At 41.7% G+C, this 16751-nt stretch carries 12 protein-coding genes; 10 read left to right on the plus strand and 2 right to left on the minus strand.

Features of this window, described 5'->3' with window-relative positions; all coding sequences use genetic code 11:
- Positions 1–563: 563 nt before the first annotated feature.
- Complete coding sequence (locus AC1DPK_RS26880; RefSeq protein ID WP_076266798.1) at positions 564–1787, minus strand: MFS transporter; 1224 nt, start codon at positions 1785–1787, stop codon at positions 564–566.
- A 189-nt stretch (positions 1788–1976) separates the two neighbouring features.
- Here AC1DPK_RS26880 and AC1DPK_RS26885 point away from each other — a divergent pair, with 189 nt between their 5' ends.
- From AC1DPK_RS26885 to AC1DPK_RS26895, 3 genes are read left to right on the plus strand one after another with little or no spacing between them, the layout of a single operon-like run.
- Positions 1977–2498 (plus strand): type IV pilus modification PilV family protein, encoded by a 522-nt coding sequence (locus AC1DPK_RS26885; RefSeq protein ID WP_430054114.1) that lies wholly within the window; start codon positions 1977–1979, stop codon positions 2496–2498.
- The gene (locus AC1DPK_RS26890) at positions 2482–2970 is read left to right on the plus strand and encodes a PilW family protein (protein ID WP_430054113.1); all 489 of its coding nucleotides are present in this window, start codon (positions 2482–2484) and stop codon (positions 2968–2970) included. Before AC1DPK_RS26885 ends, AC1DPK_RS26890 begins: the two co-directional genes overlap by 17 nt.
- A gap of 10 nt (positions 2971–2980) precedes the next feature.
- Entirely contained in the window at positions 2981–4729 is a 1749-nt protein-coding gene (locus tag AC1DPK_RS26895; RefSeq protein ID WP_477512207.1) for a hypothetical protein, read from the plus strand.
- Between the two features lie 116 nt (positions 4730–4845).
- On the opposite strand, the gene AC1DPK_RS26900 is transcribed toward AC1DPK_RS26895, so the two are convergent.
- The gene (locus AC1DPK_RS26900; protein WP_477512208.1) at positions 4846–9051 is read right to left on the minus strand and encodes an Ig-like domain-containing protein; all 4206 of its coding nucleotides are present in this window, start codon (positions 9049–9051) and stop codon (positions 4846–4848) included.
- Between the two features lie 263 nt (positions 9052–9314).
- Between AC1DPK_RS26900 and AC1DPK_RS26905 the strand changes: the two genes are divergently transcribed.
- The 7 genes from AC1DPK_RS26905 to AC1DPK_RS26935 all read left to right on the plus strand — a co-directional run bounded on the left by AC1DPK_RS26905 (position 9315) and on the right by AC1DPK_RS26935 (position 16703).
- Positions 9315–10979, plus strand: coding sequence for a GspE/PulE family protein (locus AC1DPK_RS26905; protein ID WP_477512209.1), 1665 nt, complete (start codon positions 9315–9317; stop codon positions 10977–10979).
- A gap of 15 nt (positions 10980–10994) precedes the next feature.
- On the plus strand, positions 10995–12041 hold the full coding sequence (locus tag AC1DPK_RS26910; RefSeq protein WP_477512210.1) for a type IV pilus twitching motility protein PilT: 1047 nt from the start codon (positions 10995–10997) through the stop codon (positions 12039–12041).
- The gene (locus AC1DPK_RS26915; protein WP_477512211.1) at positions 12041–13249 is read left to right on the plus strand and encodes a type II secretion system F family protein; all 1209 of its coding nucleotides are present in this window, start codon (positions 12041–12043) and stop codon (positions 13247–13249) included. The genes AC1DPK_RS26910 and AC1DPK_RS26915 overlap by 1 nt, the downstream gene beginning before the upstream one ends.
- Positions 13250–13322: 73 nt before the next feature.
- On the plus strand, positions 13323–13745 hold the full coding sequence (locus tag AC1DPK_RS26920; protein WP_477512212.1) for a type II secretion system protein: 423 nt from the start codon (positions 13323–13325) through the stop codon (positions 13743–13745).
- A gap of 82 nt (positions 13746–13827) precedes the next feature.
- Positions 13828–14583, plus strand: a complete 756-nt coding sequence (locus tag AC1DPK_RS26925) for a prepilin peptidase (RefSeq protein WP_477512213.1) — start codon at positions 13828–13830, stop codon at positions 14581–14583.
- 16 nt (positions 14584–14599) lie between these two features.
- Positions 14600–16111 (plus strand): pilus assembly protein PilM, encoded by a 1512-nt coding sequence (gene pilM / locus AC1DPK_RS26930; protein ID WP_477512214.1) that lies wholly within the window; start codon positions 14600–14602, stop codon positions 16109–16111.
- Entirely contained in the window at positions 16104–16703 is a 600-nt protein-coding gene (locus AC1DPK_RS26935; protein WP_477512215.1) for a hypothetical protein, read from the plus strand. Before pilM ends, AC1DPK_RS26935 begins: the two co-directional genes overlap by 8 nt.
- Positions 16704–16751 lie beyond the last annotated feature (48 nt).

A 16751-nucleotide genomic window follows, 5' to 3' on the forward strand; every position in this document is an offset into this window, starting at 1 on the left:
GACATACCATGTTTTCTGGCTACAACCTCCGTACGGTAACCAGCTAACACTTCTACAACAAGCTCCTTTTTCGCTTCAACCGGGCATCTAAATCGTCTTCTCACTGGTCATTCCCCCACCATAAATTTAGTGTAGCTGAAAGGAGTGGGTGTGTCCAAATGGATTAGGGGGCTATATAGGTTTTAAGAGCATATGTGTGCTTATGGGGTAGGAGTAACGTTGATTTGTGAGCTGTAAGAATCTATGAGTTCTTACAGCTTCTATCTAGCGTGTTGGGAGTGCTCGAAGTAGGCTGTAAGCGCATATGTGTGCTTATCGGGTAAAAGCAGCGTCAATTTGTGAGCTGTAAGAACCTATGTGTTCTTACAGTTTCTATCTGGCGTGTTGGGAGTAATCTTTAAGCGCATATGTGTGCTCATACGTAGATGTCGCATGTGTCGTATCGTTTGAACTCATTAAGAACCTATGTGCATGTACAACGAGGGTACAACATTAATCTAAAAAAGGGTCATGAAGGAATTTACATTCTCCTTCATGACCCTTTGCTGTCACCATGTAATCGATCAGCCGTCCTTGACCGGCTCTTTTGGCTGTGGCCGCTTGCGAAGCAGCGACTGCCATACCCATCCAGCGTTAATCATGAGCATGACCGCAGATAAAAGAAATAAACCTTTAATGCCGATCCAACCGGAGAGGGCACCACCCGTGATCGGGCCAATCATGTTGCCTAGACTCATTGTGCTGGTGTTGAAGCTGTAGGAACGGCTCTCCATGCCGTCAGGTGTGTATTTTCGAATAAGGGAGTTTACGGCTGGGATAAGCCCCCCGAGAAAGATGCCAAGAAAAAAGCGGGCAATGAGCAATTGCCATACGGTGCCTGCCATCGCTTGTGGGATAAAGGCGAGCGACGAACCAACAAGCGCTACGCCAAGTACACGTTCTGCGCCGATTCGGTCACTAAGCTTACCGAGCAGCGGCGAGGACACGAGATTGGAGAGACCGGTGACTGATCCGACGAAGCCTGCCAAGAAAGCAAGGTTGGCCGTTGTCCCGTGAAGCTCCTGAACATAAAGCGGAATAAGCGTCATGGGGCTCATCATAGCGAATTGAATGAGAAAAGTGACGGCAAATAACGCAGTAAGCTGAGGAATGCCGCTTAATTTCCGAAAACCTTCGATGACGGAGGCTTGCACGCGAGCAGCTGCTTTCATGCGGTCAAACGGTTCTTTTACAACAAATAGAGCAAGCAGCGAGGCTGCGAACAGCAAAGCTCCTGTCAGGTAGAAGATCGGCCTAAAGCCAATAGAATCCGCGAGCAAGCCGCCAATAAATGGGCCAAGTATCGTTCCGGCAATGCCTCCTGATTGAATCGTACCCATCGCGAAGCCCATCTTATTTTTTGGCGTTGTTGCTGAAATTAATGCGATAGATGCAGGGTTGAAGCCGGATATTGTCCCATTCACCATTCGAAGCAGCAGCAAGTGCCATGGAGTTGTGGCAAACCCCATCAATACCATAACGATGGACATACCGAAACCAGAGCGGAGAAGCATCATTTTGCGACCGTACCTGTCAGCCATCTTTCCCCATATAGGTTGAAAAATAAATGACGTCACAAAGTTGCCCGCAAAAATAAGCCCAGCCCACACGCCGATCTCATGCTTATCGGTTAAACCTAAATCAAATTGCAAATAGAGGGACAGGAACGGAATGATCATCGTCATCCCAGCCATAACGAGAAACTGTCCGAACCACAACACGATCAGATTTTTTTTCCATTGTTCCATAAGAAAATTATAACATATGTGATCAAGGTAACAAAAATGGTTCTAATGACTTATTAAAATTACATATTAATGTCGAAACTTGTTCTTTTGTCATAGAAAAATATACCTAGCTATAGTAAACTGAGATTAGAAGAAAAAGGAATTAATTATGTCGATGGTGGCTATGAAGAAGCGGGTGAGGAATCACAAATGAGATTTTATAAGAAAGCAGAAGGACAAGCGGGCTTTTCACTAATTGAAGTGCTGGCTGCATTTACAATACTATCCATCGTTGCTCTAGCAATGACAGCATTTTTCACGAATGCACTCACTTATGCGAAAGGGAATCAGAATAAGACAGTTATGGTGAATCTAGCACGGAATGCTTTGTTTTATATGGAGAAGCAAGAATTTGATCCGATCAAAAAATACTTTGTTGTGGATGGCAAAACAGAGATTTCATGCGGGGCGACAAGCTGCTCTGAAGAAGTGAAAAAGCTGGTTTCGAATGGGGATATATTATTTGAGGTTCTTCACCCAACGATTAACGGTGTTGCATATCAAATATCGATTGAATATCAGAAAGACATTATGACCGATCTTTCGCTTCAAGGAAAAACAGCGAATTATTTAATCCCGATTAACGTTCTTGTAGAGCCTATTGGGGGCAGCAACAATGCTCGTGAGGTAACAAGGGTGGAGGGCTACATAACAAATGAGAAAATACGTTAGTAAGCTACGAAATGAAGAAGGAATTTCATTAATTGAACTCATCGCATCAATGGCTTTGCTTTCGATATTTGGAGGAATCATATATTCCGTTCTCGTCTTCGGAATTGGCACTTATAACAAGATCGAGATTGAAAACTCCTTGCGTGATGAGGGAGATTTAGTTATGTCCTCCGTTATTAACGAGTTGTATACTTTTGCGCCAGATTTAATAGGGTCAACGGGGTATGGTATTGAATTGTCCAAAAACGATCCCACCGAAGTGAAGATGATCAAGATCGATAATGGCGAAATAATGGTAGGAAACCGCGATCTCAAAATAAAGTCAACGATTGCTCCAGCGTCTACTATCAAACTCATTTGTGAGAAGCCTGGGGCATGCAGTACAGGACTTATTGAGATAAAGCTTGTGCTTAATCAAACCCACGCTGGAAAAACACAGCAATTAGCATTGGAAAGTAAATTTGGCTTCTAGGAGATATGCCATGATTCGAAATGAACGCGGCTATGCGTTATTGCTCGTTATTTTTATGATTCTTTTATTTACGATATTAGGGACAGCCATTTTAGGTGCTAGTTTAGGCGGAGCAACTCGAACAGAGACGCGCGAGAACGATGTTCAAAGCCTTCATCTAGCAGAAAAGTCTCTTAATCAAGCCGTGTCTTATCTGATTTCCGAATATGATGGACGAGAGGATATTAGCTCTGAGGAATTACAGAAATATATGACTCAAATTCAGAATTTGGATAATTTTAAAGCGAAGCTTACGAGTACTGAGTTGGATGGGGCTAATGCAGAGATAACTGATATTAAGGTGGAAAGTGGAAGCAACCTTCAAAGTTACAAGCTTAAGCTTACCTCTGAAGCTGTTGTAAATGGAGTTAAACGAAAAATGGTTCAGCATGTCTTGATTGATTCCTATCCAGAATTTCTGCAGTATGCCTATGGTTCGGAACAGGATGTTATTATTAACGGCTCACCGTATGCAATGGGTAACGTCTATGCAGGGCATGAGTTGAAGATTTCCAACCGAGCAGAATATAGGTATAAATCACTGGGAGATCGGCAGCTTACTCAATATCCAAGGCTAGATGGAAATCTATTTGTGCCTTCATTTCATGCCATCAAATATTTTGAAAGCACTGATAAAGCTCAGCCGGTCGTTTATAAAAGCTTATCGACAAATGATGAGAGTGAACTTCAAAGAGTTCTCGGTATTAAATATGAAAATATTCATCTTAAGGATAATGGCAAATTCAGATCCATTAATATTGATGAGTCATTTATTGACAAAGCAATTGAAGCAACCAGCAACAGTATTGGCGTTCGAGAAAAGCTGAAAACGGTATTTAATGCAAATAATATGAATCCTTTTATAGATGAACTCAGTAATATGGGATTGAAAAAAGTTGCAATTGTGACGCAACCGACGCTTCCAAATCAGGATGACCCGCTTGATGTAGCTAGATACGAGGCTGAGATCATTAAATATGAGGAATACATAAATGTATTCAATTCGGTTTTATCGGAATCCATCATACATCAAGGGAATCTGACTTTAAACGGGGTAGATTTTAAAAAACTCACCTATTCAGAAGATGCAAGAAATTCAGGGAAATGGTTTATCGTAAATGGTGATTTGACGATTGTTAATCTTAGTTCTGATTACTTAGATCTTAAAGCTAATATACTTGTAACGGGCAACGTGTCGATTAAAGGTAAAAAGATTAAGGTGGACAGCACGATTTTTTGTTTAGGAGCAGGCTCAAGTTCTAATGAGACAACGATTGAGGATGCTGAACTAAAAGGAGATCAAACGGACGGGACAACGAAGCAGCTGGTACTCATTTCAAAGAAAAACATTTTGCTAAATCGATTTGATGCCTTCACGAATTATGGGAAATATGAAGGGGAAGGCATTAAAAAAAATAGACTAGATGCTTTCTTTTATACAGAAGGCAAAGCGGAGCTCTACGGGGTAGGTTCAACGTTTTGGTTGAACGGCGGTTTTTTTGCAAAAGGCGACCTAACCATTAATGCTGTTTTAGGGAATGTGAAAGAAAAATCAGATGAATCAGGTATAGACTTTCCATTGCAAGATAGCAGTGTAGGCAAGCTGGACTCTAGATTTATTGTGGAATACAATAATAAGATCTTTGAAGACCAGTACTCAGGTTTGCCTCGCGTCAAGCAAATAAGTGTAATGGTTGGAAGTAAGCAATTAGGAGATTAATAAAGATGCGAAAGCCTTCAGAATACGCAGTCCTATACTCTGAAGGCTATTTTTTGCGTCATGATGATGAAAAGAAAAAAAGCCGCCAAGCTATTGCTGCTTGGCGGCTTTGACCGTTAGTATCTGTCTGTTCCGTCTGTCGGAGAAGGCGGATAGGTAACGATAATAGTAATTTGAGCATTGACCTTTGGATCATGTGAGTAGACTGCTGTAATCGTTGCTGAACCAGGCTTAAGGGCCTTTATTTTACCGTCAGAACTAACGCTAACGATTGAAGAATCGCTGCTACTCCAAACTAGCGAATCCTTAATGTTTGTTTTACCATAAGTGGGATCTGAACCGAGTTCATTCCACAAATCCAACTCTGTTCCAGGAGTAACTGTTTTAGTGTTCGATAATTTCAATTTAACTTGGTTTACTTCAATGGTTAGCTTGTTAGAAACGTAAGTACGCCCTGTGTTCGTCGTCACCGTTAGTTTAACTTCTACATTGCCAGCTTTTATGCCTTTAAGTGTTGCAGAAGTTTGTGTTTGTGAATCCAAAATACCATTCGCATTTCCTTCTGTAACACTCCAAACTGCTTTTTTAATCGGGTCATTGCCAGAAGCAGGAATGATAGCCGATAATGCAATGCTCGTACCTAATGGAATATTACTTGGTCCACTAATGACTGGGTTCGGTAATGTCACGGTTACTAATGCATTTTTGGATATCCCACTGCCATCCGAAGCTGTAACTGTAATCGTTGCTGCTCCAATGCCAACCCCTGTAATTTTACCGTCACTTCCGACAGTTACAATAGAGGTATCGCTCGATGACCAGGTGACCGCTTTGTTTTTTGCATCGACTGGATTAAACACAGGTGTCATTTGCTTTGTTTCGTTAAGTAAAAGCGTTGCATCAGCTAAATCGATACTTATTAGCTTCTTGTATACCGATATTGTCTTTGTCGCGGTATATTCTCTTTTTTTGTTCGTTACAGGATCTGTCTGATCAGTAGTCACCTTTAGGGTAATGGTTGCATCCCCAGCTGATAATCCCTGTACATTCGTTGAGCTGCCGCTGGTGTTGCTTAAGCTTATATTTCCAGTGTTTGATGTGACTTTCCAGTTATAGGATGTGATATTCTCATAATCTGCTGTAAATAGTTTTGATTCCAGAATAATGGATTCATTGACGGCGACATTTTCAGGGCCTGTAATATTAAGCCCTGGGCTAATAACGGTAACGACTGCGCTTGTTGTAATTTTACTGCCATCAGTTGTTGACACAGTTATGTTTGCGGTACCTGATGTGATGCCTGTAATAATGCCAGTACTGCTATCGATGGAAACAACAGTAGGACGATCAGACGTCCAAATCAGTTGTTTATTAGTAGGTTCTTCAGGCGTAAATACGGGGATCAAAGGCAGTCTGTCACCTACTAAAATCGTTTTATTATTTACAGTCACCGTCTTGATTTTAGTAATTGCTTTTAATACATAATGTGGGAATTGCAGCTTTTTGGATGCCTGCTCACCAATATCTTTAAAATCTAATACGGCATCAAGTAATGGATAAGACCCGTCTTTTTTCGGTGTAACCGGAATATTGAAAGTAAACGGATTAGCTGTGTATGTGTTTCCAGAAAGCGTATATTTGATATCTTTAATTGTTCCAGTGACTGTGTAGCCTGTAGCCAAAGTACCGATCTTATTAAAATCAGGCGGAAGTGCTCCTATCTCTAAATTAGCAGGAAACGTTTCTTTAAATTTCAACGATGTAATGATCATTCGATCAGCGGCAAGCGCTTCGTTTCTGTTTATTGGTTTAGGTGTCAGCGTATAGGTGAAGGTTGCTGCTGTATCCTTTCCAACGGTCTCCTGATCGACATTACTGGAAACGGTGCGATTCAGTTCAAGGTTGGAGGAGACTTTAACAACCTTTACATTTATGAATTTAACAACTTCAGCACCTTTAGCATCGCTTGCGATAATTTGGACTTTCAAATCTCCGCCGTTTGGAAGAGGATTAGTAACGGTCTTATTCACGGTTGATCCTGAAAGAATCTTTTCGTTAGTTGTTAATGGATAAGATTTTCCGTTGTATATCAGATTTATTGATGTTGTTAGTTCTCGATCGTTCAAGTCGAAATCCTCAGCCTTGTAGTTAATCAGAAGATCCTGATAGGAGGGGATAAAGTTATTGTCGACTTGATTATACTCAATTGGACTGTAGACAGTCAGTTGAGGAGCATGATTAGATCCCATAAATGCTCTATACATGGTATTGATAAACAACTTTTGTTCCCACGCTGGGAAGCCTTTATTTGTATGACCTGAACCTGAATAGGTCACATTGCCTTTTGAATACGTGTAATAATGATTCCAGCTGTCACCGGAAGTACGGACACCACCGATCATATTGTACCAAGGGATAACAGTAGCGTCCTCTAAATCAAGAGTGAAATACTGGTTGTGCGTCGTAGCGACCTGTGTGGATTCGTTTAATAAAAAAGGGTATTGCGTTAATAGTCCTTCATTTACTTTTTCTGTTGATGTAGCTTGTAGTGGATTTCCGAGTCCCATGTCTGTACGTGGGGCAATTTGTCCAGTTGTCGTTTGGAATTTATTGAGCCAGTTTTGACTTTCGCTATTATTATTCACAAARATAGTATCATGCGTAAACATAACGCTCTGACCTGTACTTATGAACTGCTGTACAGCAGCTGTTGCGTTATTACCGATTGGTGCAAAGTTGTTGTACTCATCGACAAATCCGAATATGAGCATGTCATATTTTCCGTTTAATGTGTTGTACCCGCTATTATTAAAATTAGTTATTGAGGTCGTATCGATCGTAATGCCATAATCATTAGTTATTAAATCTTTTGATTGTAAATTATTGTTTAGATTGCTGTCGTTTGTGTTTTTGTTCGGCAATACTTGAAGTACTTTAATATTAATTTTCTCATCTTGGAAGCGGTATACCCCAGTTTGAATATCTTTTAAAGGACTGCCGAATTCTGATAGCTCGAGTCTCCAATACTGAAGACCAGAGTATCCGGGTGGAAGCTTATACGTAAGCGTACCGCTTTTCTCTGTAACCGTTTGAGAAGTAACAAATTGTTCAGCACCAAACGGCAGAGAACTGTCAGTTCCAATATATAAGTTTAAATTAATGTTTTTAGAAGCGACATCGCCAAGGTTATCGACTGCGTACTTAAATGTGATGATCTCATCAGGAGAATACTTTTTTGTCGAAGTTGATGTGTAGCCATCAGGCTTCTCGGTTAGGGTGAGTAACGGTCGGATATTCCCATTATCAAGAAGATTGATTTTCGATACAAAATTAGTTTGGCTAGAAATGTCATTATTGTTCACAAAAATTACATTGCTTTTAGTCTTTCCTGCTTGGTTGTAGATGGCGAAGTTTTTTTTCAAAAGAGCTTCTTTTATGTTATTGCCACTTCCTAAATCAGCCTGGTGCAGTAATCCTTTTTTGCTTCTGTCTGTAGAATCGCTATAGAGAATAACTGGGAGTCCTTTGTCAACGAAGTTTTTAATAATCTCTGTTGCTTTTAATTGAGTAATATCATTTTGCTTGCTAGCAGTATTATGCGCACTTGACGTAGAGCTTTGAGTAGGGAGTGTGATACTATAACTACCCTTGCCAATATATATCGCGTCATAGTTCCCATCTAGCTGTTCGCGTGAAGCAACAAATTGTTTCATGCTTAACGTTTTTATCGTAATTAGGTTAGTTGTACCGACCGCAGCAGTCAGATCAGAAGATCCTGATTCGGTAATTTCCAATACGTTAACAGTAGGACGAAGCCTTTTAATAGAAAGATTGAATTTTTGAGAATCATTTTCTGTATCGTTTTTAGCAACTAAAGTGTTTGAATTTACTTCCAAGTATTTTTGCGAGGAATTAATTGTATTTTTCGTTTTAAATCGAACAATTCCTTCAGAAACCGCTTGCTTCACGAATTTTTCACTATCTGAAGGATTCGTTTTTGTTAAAACTGTAAGTTTATTTACATTAGAGGATGATGTGGAATAGGAAAGATATTTGTTGGTGCCTTTGGATTTGATAGACACGAGATCATTGCCATGATCCTCAAGCTCAAACAACTCGTCTAAGAAATATTGGTTTGTGTTTACGCTAATTGAATCATTCTTCACGGAAACAAACTTCGAATTATTACTCAATGTAATCGTAGTGCTAGGCACTGCTGCTTTAACTAAGTAAGGCTTAACCCCGATGTATGTAAAAGTCATAGCTAGTATCGTAATAATGCAAACGATTGAAACTCTTTTCCTCAGAAATGATAGATTCATGATCCTTTCCTCCTTATAAACTAAAATCAAATGAGTCTTATTACCTAAAAATTGCAATGAAAACTGTTGTAATTTGCCATATGTAGGATATAATCAGTGTAAGCGACAACGCTAGTTGTTGCAAGATAAACAAGCGAAATACATATAAGAGAGCGAATATTGTAGATTTAAAGATAGGATTCAATGTTAAGTAGGTATATGGAACCAATTATATAAAACTATTTATTTGCATTGGAATAGGGATAGAGATAGGGGTTGAAGCTGTGGCGGCAATCAAAAAAAGACTAGGAGATTTGCTTGTTGAGAGCTTGCTGATTTCTGAGGAGCAGCTGCAGGAAGCGTTGCGTGAGCAGAGTAAGACCAAACAAAAGCTGGGTGACTTGCTCATTACACAAGGTTATATTACCGAACAGCAACTAATAGAGGTTTTAGAGTTCCAACTTGGTATCCCACATGTGAGTTTATACAAATTTCAAATAGATCCGGCAATCGCTCAGATTATTCCAGAGAGCATGGCAAGACGTTACCAAGCTATTCCGATTCAAAAAGAAGGCGGAAGGCTAATGGTCGCGATGGCCGATCCGCTTGATTATTTTGCAATAGAAGAATTACGAATGAGCACGGGCTTCCGTATCGAACCAGCCATTTCAAGCAGAGATGAACTACAAAGAGCTATTGCTCGTCATTACGGTCTTCAAGATTCCATGAATCAGATGCTGGTCGATCTTTCTTCTTCAGATGATATTCAAGAAATAGAAGTGATGGATGAAGATTCGCCCGTCGTTCGCCTTGTGAATCAGATGATTCAGCAAGCTGTTCAACTAAGGGCATCGGATATTCATGTGGACCCAGGCGAGATGCAAATATCGATTCGTTATCGGGTGGATGGTGTGCTTAGAACGGAGAAGACGGTTCCGAAGCAAATGCAAGGCTTTATCACAGCCAGGCTCAAAATTATGGCAAAGCTCAATATTGCGGAACGCAGACTGCCACAAGACGGACGCATTAAGATGCAGGTTGATTTTAAAAATGTCGATATTCGCGTATCCTCACTTCCTACAATTCACGGTGAAAAAATTGTATTGCGGATTCTCGATTTAAGTACTGGTGTGAAGGCGATTGACCAGCTGGGCTTCAACGAGCATAACTTCACCTTATTTAAAGAAATGATCGACAAGCCATACGGGATTTTGCTTATAACTGGCCCTACAGGCAGCGGTAAAACAACTACTTTATATTCTGGACTTCAGCATTTGAATCAGGAAGATACGAATATTATTACGATTGAAGATCCTGTTGAGTATCAGCTGGAAGGCATCAATCAGGTGCATGTGAGTCCGAATATCGGGCTGACATTTGCAGCAGGACTGCGATCTATTTTGCGGCAAGATCCGAACGTCGTTATGGTGGGTGAAATTCGAGACAGCGAAACGGCAGAAATTGCGATCCGTGCATCGTTGACAGGGCATTTGGTATTGTCGACTTTACATACGAATGATTCGGTTAGTACGATTACCCGTTTTAGAGATATGGGCGTTGAACCCTATTTGATTGCTTCCTCTCTCGTAGGCGTTGTTGCGCAAAGGCTTGTCCGACGCGTTTGTGCGGACTGCAAGCAGTCGCATGCCGTGACCGACCAGGAACGAATATTTTTGAGAAGTCGTTCAATTGAGATAGAGATGCTTATAAAGGGCAAAGGCTGTGGAAGCTGCAACAATACTGGATATCGCGGTCGAGTTGCTATTCACGAGGTATTGTTTGTGAATGATGAGCTGCGCGAGCTTATTAACGAAGGGGCATCCGTTCAACAATTGCGTGAAGCGGCAGCAGGGCAAGGCATGATTCAATTGATGGACGACGGCTTGGAAAAAGTAACACGTGGGATTACGACGCTGCAGGAAGTGCTGCGCGAGACGGTAGCACATTAGGCGGAGGGTGGTAACATGTCTGCAAAAGAGAAAATAATGGATCTGCTTAGGCAAGCCCATGAGCAGAAAGCATCCGATCTTCATATCTCGGTTGGCTCTGCCCCAACATTTCGGGTAAACGGCGGTTTAAAAGCAAGTGGAGTCGAGCCTGTTAACTCAGAGGAAGCGATGGAAATGGCGGGTTCGATGCTTTATGAGCAGCAAATGCAATATTTTCAGGATCACGGTGAGATTGATTTCTCCTACAGCATGACGGGCTATTCCCGTTACCGGATTAATATTTATCGGCAGCAGGGCAATGTAAGTATTGCGGCAAGATTAATACCGACGCAAATTCCTACATTGGAGTTGCTCCAGCTTCCGCAGATGATTGCGCCTCTTGCCAATAAACCACAAGGGTTAATTCTTGTGACGGGCCCGACTGGGAGTGGGAAATCGTCAACGTTAGCTGCATTTTTAGGTTATATCAATCGTACTCAGAGGAAACATATTATTACGCTGGAAGATCCGATTGAGTACGTACATAAGAGCGAAGGGTCGATCATTGATCAGCGCGAGGTAGGCAGTGACACAAGAAGTTTCTCAAATGGCTTGCGTGCTGCGCTTAGGCAAGATCCAGATGTGATTTTGGTAGGGGAAATGCGAGATTTGGAGACGATTGCTGCTGCGGTAACGGCTGCAGAGACAGGCCACCTCGTACTGGCTACATTACATACAACGGATGCGCCTCAGACGATTGATCGTATTATCGATGCTTTTCCAGGTCATCAGCAGGCGCAAATTAGAGCACAGCTAGCTGCGGTTCTAGTGACAGTCATATCTCAACGTTTGTTTCCTCGAATAAACGGTCAAGGCAGAATTGCTGCGACAGAAATTCTAGTCAATACTCCGGCAGTAGCAAACTTAATTCGTACAGAGAAGGTTCATCAAATTAGAAGCGTGATGCAGACGAGTCGAGCGTTAGGGATGCATACTCTCGATATGTCGATTAAGGAATTACTGCAAAAGGGCATGATTGATCCGCTAGTAGCCAAATCTTATTTGGTGGAGGGAGGACTCTAATGCCGCAATATAACTATCAAGTCAAAGCAAACACCGGACGGCTGATCAAAGGCAAGCTCTCGAGCATGGATAAAGCTACTGCAGTAGAGGAGCTTCGCAAACGAGGCTTAAAGGTATTGTCGGTTCAAGAGGTTCGATATACGGTCTTATCGACCGAGCTGTATATTGGGAATCCAGTAAAAGGGATTCATTTCATTATTTTTTGCAGACAGTTTGCAACGCTCATTCGTGCAGGTGTTACACTCGTCGAGTCAACCGCCATTTTGTCTGAGCAGACGGAGAGCAAACCACTGAAAAAGGCTTTAGTTGATGTGAACTCGTCCTTGCTAAGAGGGGTTTCGTTCTCGCAAGCAGCGCAGGAGCATAAGCGGATTTTCCCGCCTATGTTCATCAGCATGGTTCGCGCAGGCGAGGAAACGGGAGATTTAGAGGGTACGCTGGATCGTCTTGCTGTATTTTTCGAAAAAGCACATACGACGAAGGAAAAGATCAAATCGGCGATGACCTATCCGATTGTAGTTGGCATAATGTCTCTCGCGGCGGTCGTTTACTTGCTTCAAGGTGTTGTGCCGCAATTCGTCACGATGTTTGCTTCATTTGACGCAGAATTGCCGATGATTACGAAAGTCGTATTGTCATTAAGCGATAGTATATCTAATCAGTGGTATATATGGGTGCTGGCTCTAGTAGCTATCCTCACTGCCTATCAATTTGCGATACGCTCGGAGCGAGGAAGTTACTTTATTGATTATGCGAAGCTGAAGATTCCGATTTTCGGCAAGCTGCTCCAGAAGGGCGCTATCGCTCAAATGACTAGGACACTTTCTTCCCTGTATGCGAGTTCCGTGCCGGTATTGCAGTCTCTGGCTATCGTAGAGCAAGTCGTTGGCAATAAGGTAATCGGAGAAGTAATCCGCAAATCAGGTGACTCGCTAAGACAGGGTAGTCCTTTATCCGATCCGCTCAAAAAATCTTGGGTGTTTCCGCCGCTCGTTACGCAAATGATAGCTGTCGGGGAGGAAACGGGGGCGCTCGATCAGATGCTCTCGAAAGTAGCTGATTTCTATGAAATGGACGTTGACAACACAGTTGACCGTCTTAAGTCGTTAATAGAGCCGCTATTAATTGTATTTCTGGCTGGCGTTGTTGGTTTGATCGTTATGGCGATCATGCTGCCGATGTTTAGCTTATATTCTACTGTTGGGTAAGCACAGGATGCGATGAGTCCGCTCATCTATCTGCTGCTATTCATAAATAATCTATATTCAGGAGGAATTACAAATGCAAATGTTATTGAAACGTTTTAAGAAGGAAGAGAAAGGTTTTACGCTAATCGAGCTCTTGGCAGTAATCGTTATTTTGGCTGTTATCGCGGTAATCGCGGTTCCTTTGATTGGGAATATTATTAGTAAAAGTAAAACAGATTCCAATTTAGCAACTGCCCGCCAAATTTATGACGCTGCACGGTTACATGCAACATCTACTAATGGAACAATAGGAAATATAACATTAGAAGAGCTTCAAACAGCAAAATATTTAGAAAGTCCAATATATTTGCCTAGCACTAAAGAGGCTCTAAACCCTAAAGGAACTAAGATTGATGTGAGTAAAGAAACTGGGGAGTACTTAGTACTGGCTACTGGAGCTGATGCGACACCAGTTGTTGTAGAAAAATATACAAAAGCTGAATTAATGTCAAAGTAAGAAGCTTTATAGTCGGTGATTCGAAAGATGGGATGATCCACTTTCGAATCACTTATTTTGATAAAGAAAGTGGCCTTATAAAATGAACTTATTATTTTCCACCTACCTTTTCATCCTCGGCCTCATCTTTGGCTCTTTCTTTAATGTAGTAGGACTTCGAGTCCCAATGAAACAATCCATTGTAAATCCGCCTTCGCAGTGCCCGAATTGCGGGAACCGCTTGAAAGCTAGAGATCTTATTCCGGTATTAAGCTGGCTGTTTGCCAGAGCGAAATGCAGACAATGCAGTGTTCGGATATCTGTTGTTTATCCGCTAGGAGAGCTAGMGACAGGTCTTTTGTTTTTATGGATATACCTAACTTTTGGAATTTCGTGGGAAATGGTAATTGGTTTATTGCTCGTCAGTATGGGAGTAATCATCACCGTTTCTGATTTGAAATATATGCTTATTCCGAACCGAATTTTACTTGCTTTTGCGCCGCTGTTTATCATCCTTCGTCTTATTTATCCGCTGGACTCCTTTTGGATTCATGTGTGGGGAGCTCTGCTTGGCGGGGGTGTTCTGCTACTGGTCGTAATTGTGACTCGCGGCGGGATGGGAATGGGCGATGTGAAGCTGATTATGATGCTCGGTTGGATTATTGGATTTAAAAATTTAATTCCAGCTTTTATGATTGCTTGTTTAGCAGGAACTCTCGTAGGTGGGGCTCTCTTGCTGCTGCGTATCGTGCAGAGAAAACAGCCTATACCTTTTGGCCCTTTTCTTGTGTTTGGCGCATTATTAGCCTTTGCCTATAGCGAGGATTGGATTTCGTTTTACTTATCGATATTTGAGTAGCAGGATGTGATGATTAATGATTACGGGATTGAACCGAATAGGTTTGACAATCGATCATACAGGTGTTCGATATGTGAAAGCGAAGAAGAAAAAGGGCTGGGAAATCGAAAAAAGCGGCTTTTTGCCTTTTGCAGCAGGATTGATAGTAGAGGATCAATTTACAGCGGTTGAGGAGCTTCGTAATCAGCTTAAGCACTGGGTAAAAGCTGAAAAGTTAACAGGGGCATTTGTTACTGTATCGATACCGACTTCTCAAGTAATTATTCGTAAGCTTATTATTGAATCGTCAAATGCAAAGGAATTAAAGCAGCTGATCGAGCTTGAAATCGAAACAGCCCTTCATTTGCCATTTGAAAAACCAGTATACGACTATGTGATCATATCTTCAGCAAATGATAGAAGTGAAGTGCTCGTTTATGTGTCGCCGCTCAAATGGATTCAGCAGTGCGTGGCACTATTAGAGAGTGCGGGTCTAAAGGTAAAGTATGCTGAATTAGCTTCTACTGCTCTAGCACGGGCTATTAAAGAGAAAAATGATACAAAGCTTGAGAGCACGATGCTGATTAATTTGGATGATTCGAATATTGAAATTTATATGTTCCATAATAGCCAGCCCGTATTTATGCGAGTCATGAATGAATATGAGCAGCTAGCGATCAAAGAGACGGGACTTGCTCCGGAATTAATAGCTAGCATCAATGCGGAAATTTCGAGACTATTAAACTTTTATCAATATAGTATTCACGAGGGCCAATCGAAAATAACCCATACTCTTGTAACAGGCAATGTAATAGGAAAAGAGCAGCTCGTTAGTGAGTTCAGCTTGCTGCAGCCTGACATGCTGGTGGAAAGCCAAAGCTTTGCTTCCTCATCTCCTCAGATGAAAGGCAATGAAGCGGACGAATACCGCATGGCTTTTGGACTTGCGATTAGAGAAAACAAAGATAAGGCTATAAATCTTCTTCCAGAGAGAATCATTAACAAGAAGCAATTTTCTGCTCAGCTTGTCGTTGCAGGTGTCCTATGGTTTGCATGCCTAATCGTTATTGTGTCCTTGTATGCAGGGGCTAGCTCAAGTTTGCAAAAGCAAACGAAAGCAGCTGACGCTCTGACGCAAAGCAATGCTCTATTAGAACAAGAGCTCGCTAATCTAAATAAGCAAAGTCAGCTCGATGTTGATCCAGAGTCAGTTATTAAGAGCATTCGAGAGCATAGACAAGATGCCGTTGTTGTCCTTGATCAATTGCAAGACCATTTGCCAGCGCTCGCTGCTATTCAAACGATGGAGTACAGCAAGCCGGGCTCCATAGCGCTTATCGTGAAATTTGTTGATATGAAGGATGTTGCTGATTATTTAAATGTTTTAAGAACGCTGCCTTTTTCAGGCGGAGCGCTGCTTCAAGGCTTTACAGGGACAGAAACACAGCAAATCGCCCACTTCGAGATGAAATGGAAGGGTCAACTGGAAAGCGAAACACAAGAAACTACGGGAACGACAGAAGAAGGAGGAGTTGCTGCTAATGGATAACAACAAAAACCATTCGCTCATCATCCTCGCGATCATGCTGATGTTTCTCATTTTGCTAGTAAGCTATGTGACGATGCTTCAACCGGCTTATAAGAAGCTTGGGGACAAAAAAGATCAGGTTGCTCAGCTGCAAAAAACGACCGAGCTGCTGACCAAAGCACTTAGCAACAAAAAGGAAAAAGGGAAATTGCCCGAGCAAGAGATTCAAGCAACTTTGCCGCTTTGGGACAATACGGAGCAAATGATTATCAGTTTGAAGGAGATCGGACTGAGTACACAAACAAAGCTGAGCAGTGTTTCATTTAGTGTATCGGAAACGAACCAATTGAACACTTTAATTGGAAGTAAAGAACCGATGTATCCAAGTGTAAAAGAGTTGAAGACGCAGTTAGTCATACAAGGCAGTTATGAACAGATACGGAGCTGGCTTGTTGAGGTTCAGAAGCTGCCACGTTTGGTCATCGTTGATAATATCCGATATTCAATGGCGATTAGCGGATCCATTTCTGCGGAAATTTCAATTACAGCCTTTTTTGATCCCTCGTATGCGTTTATGCTTGATAATCCGATTTTGCCAAAAGCAGCTGAATAATGCTGCTGCTAATCACGAATAAATAAAAGCGCGAGTACGATTTGGTGT

It is taken from the genome of Paenibacillus sp. 01T424, from assembly GCF_056398745.1.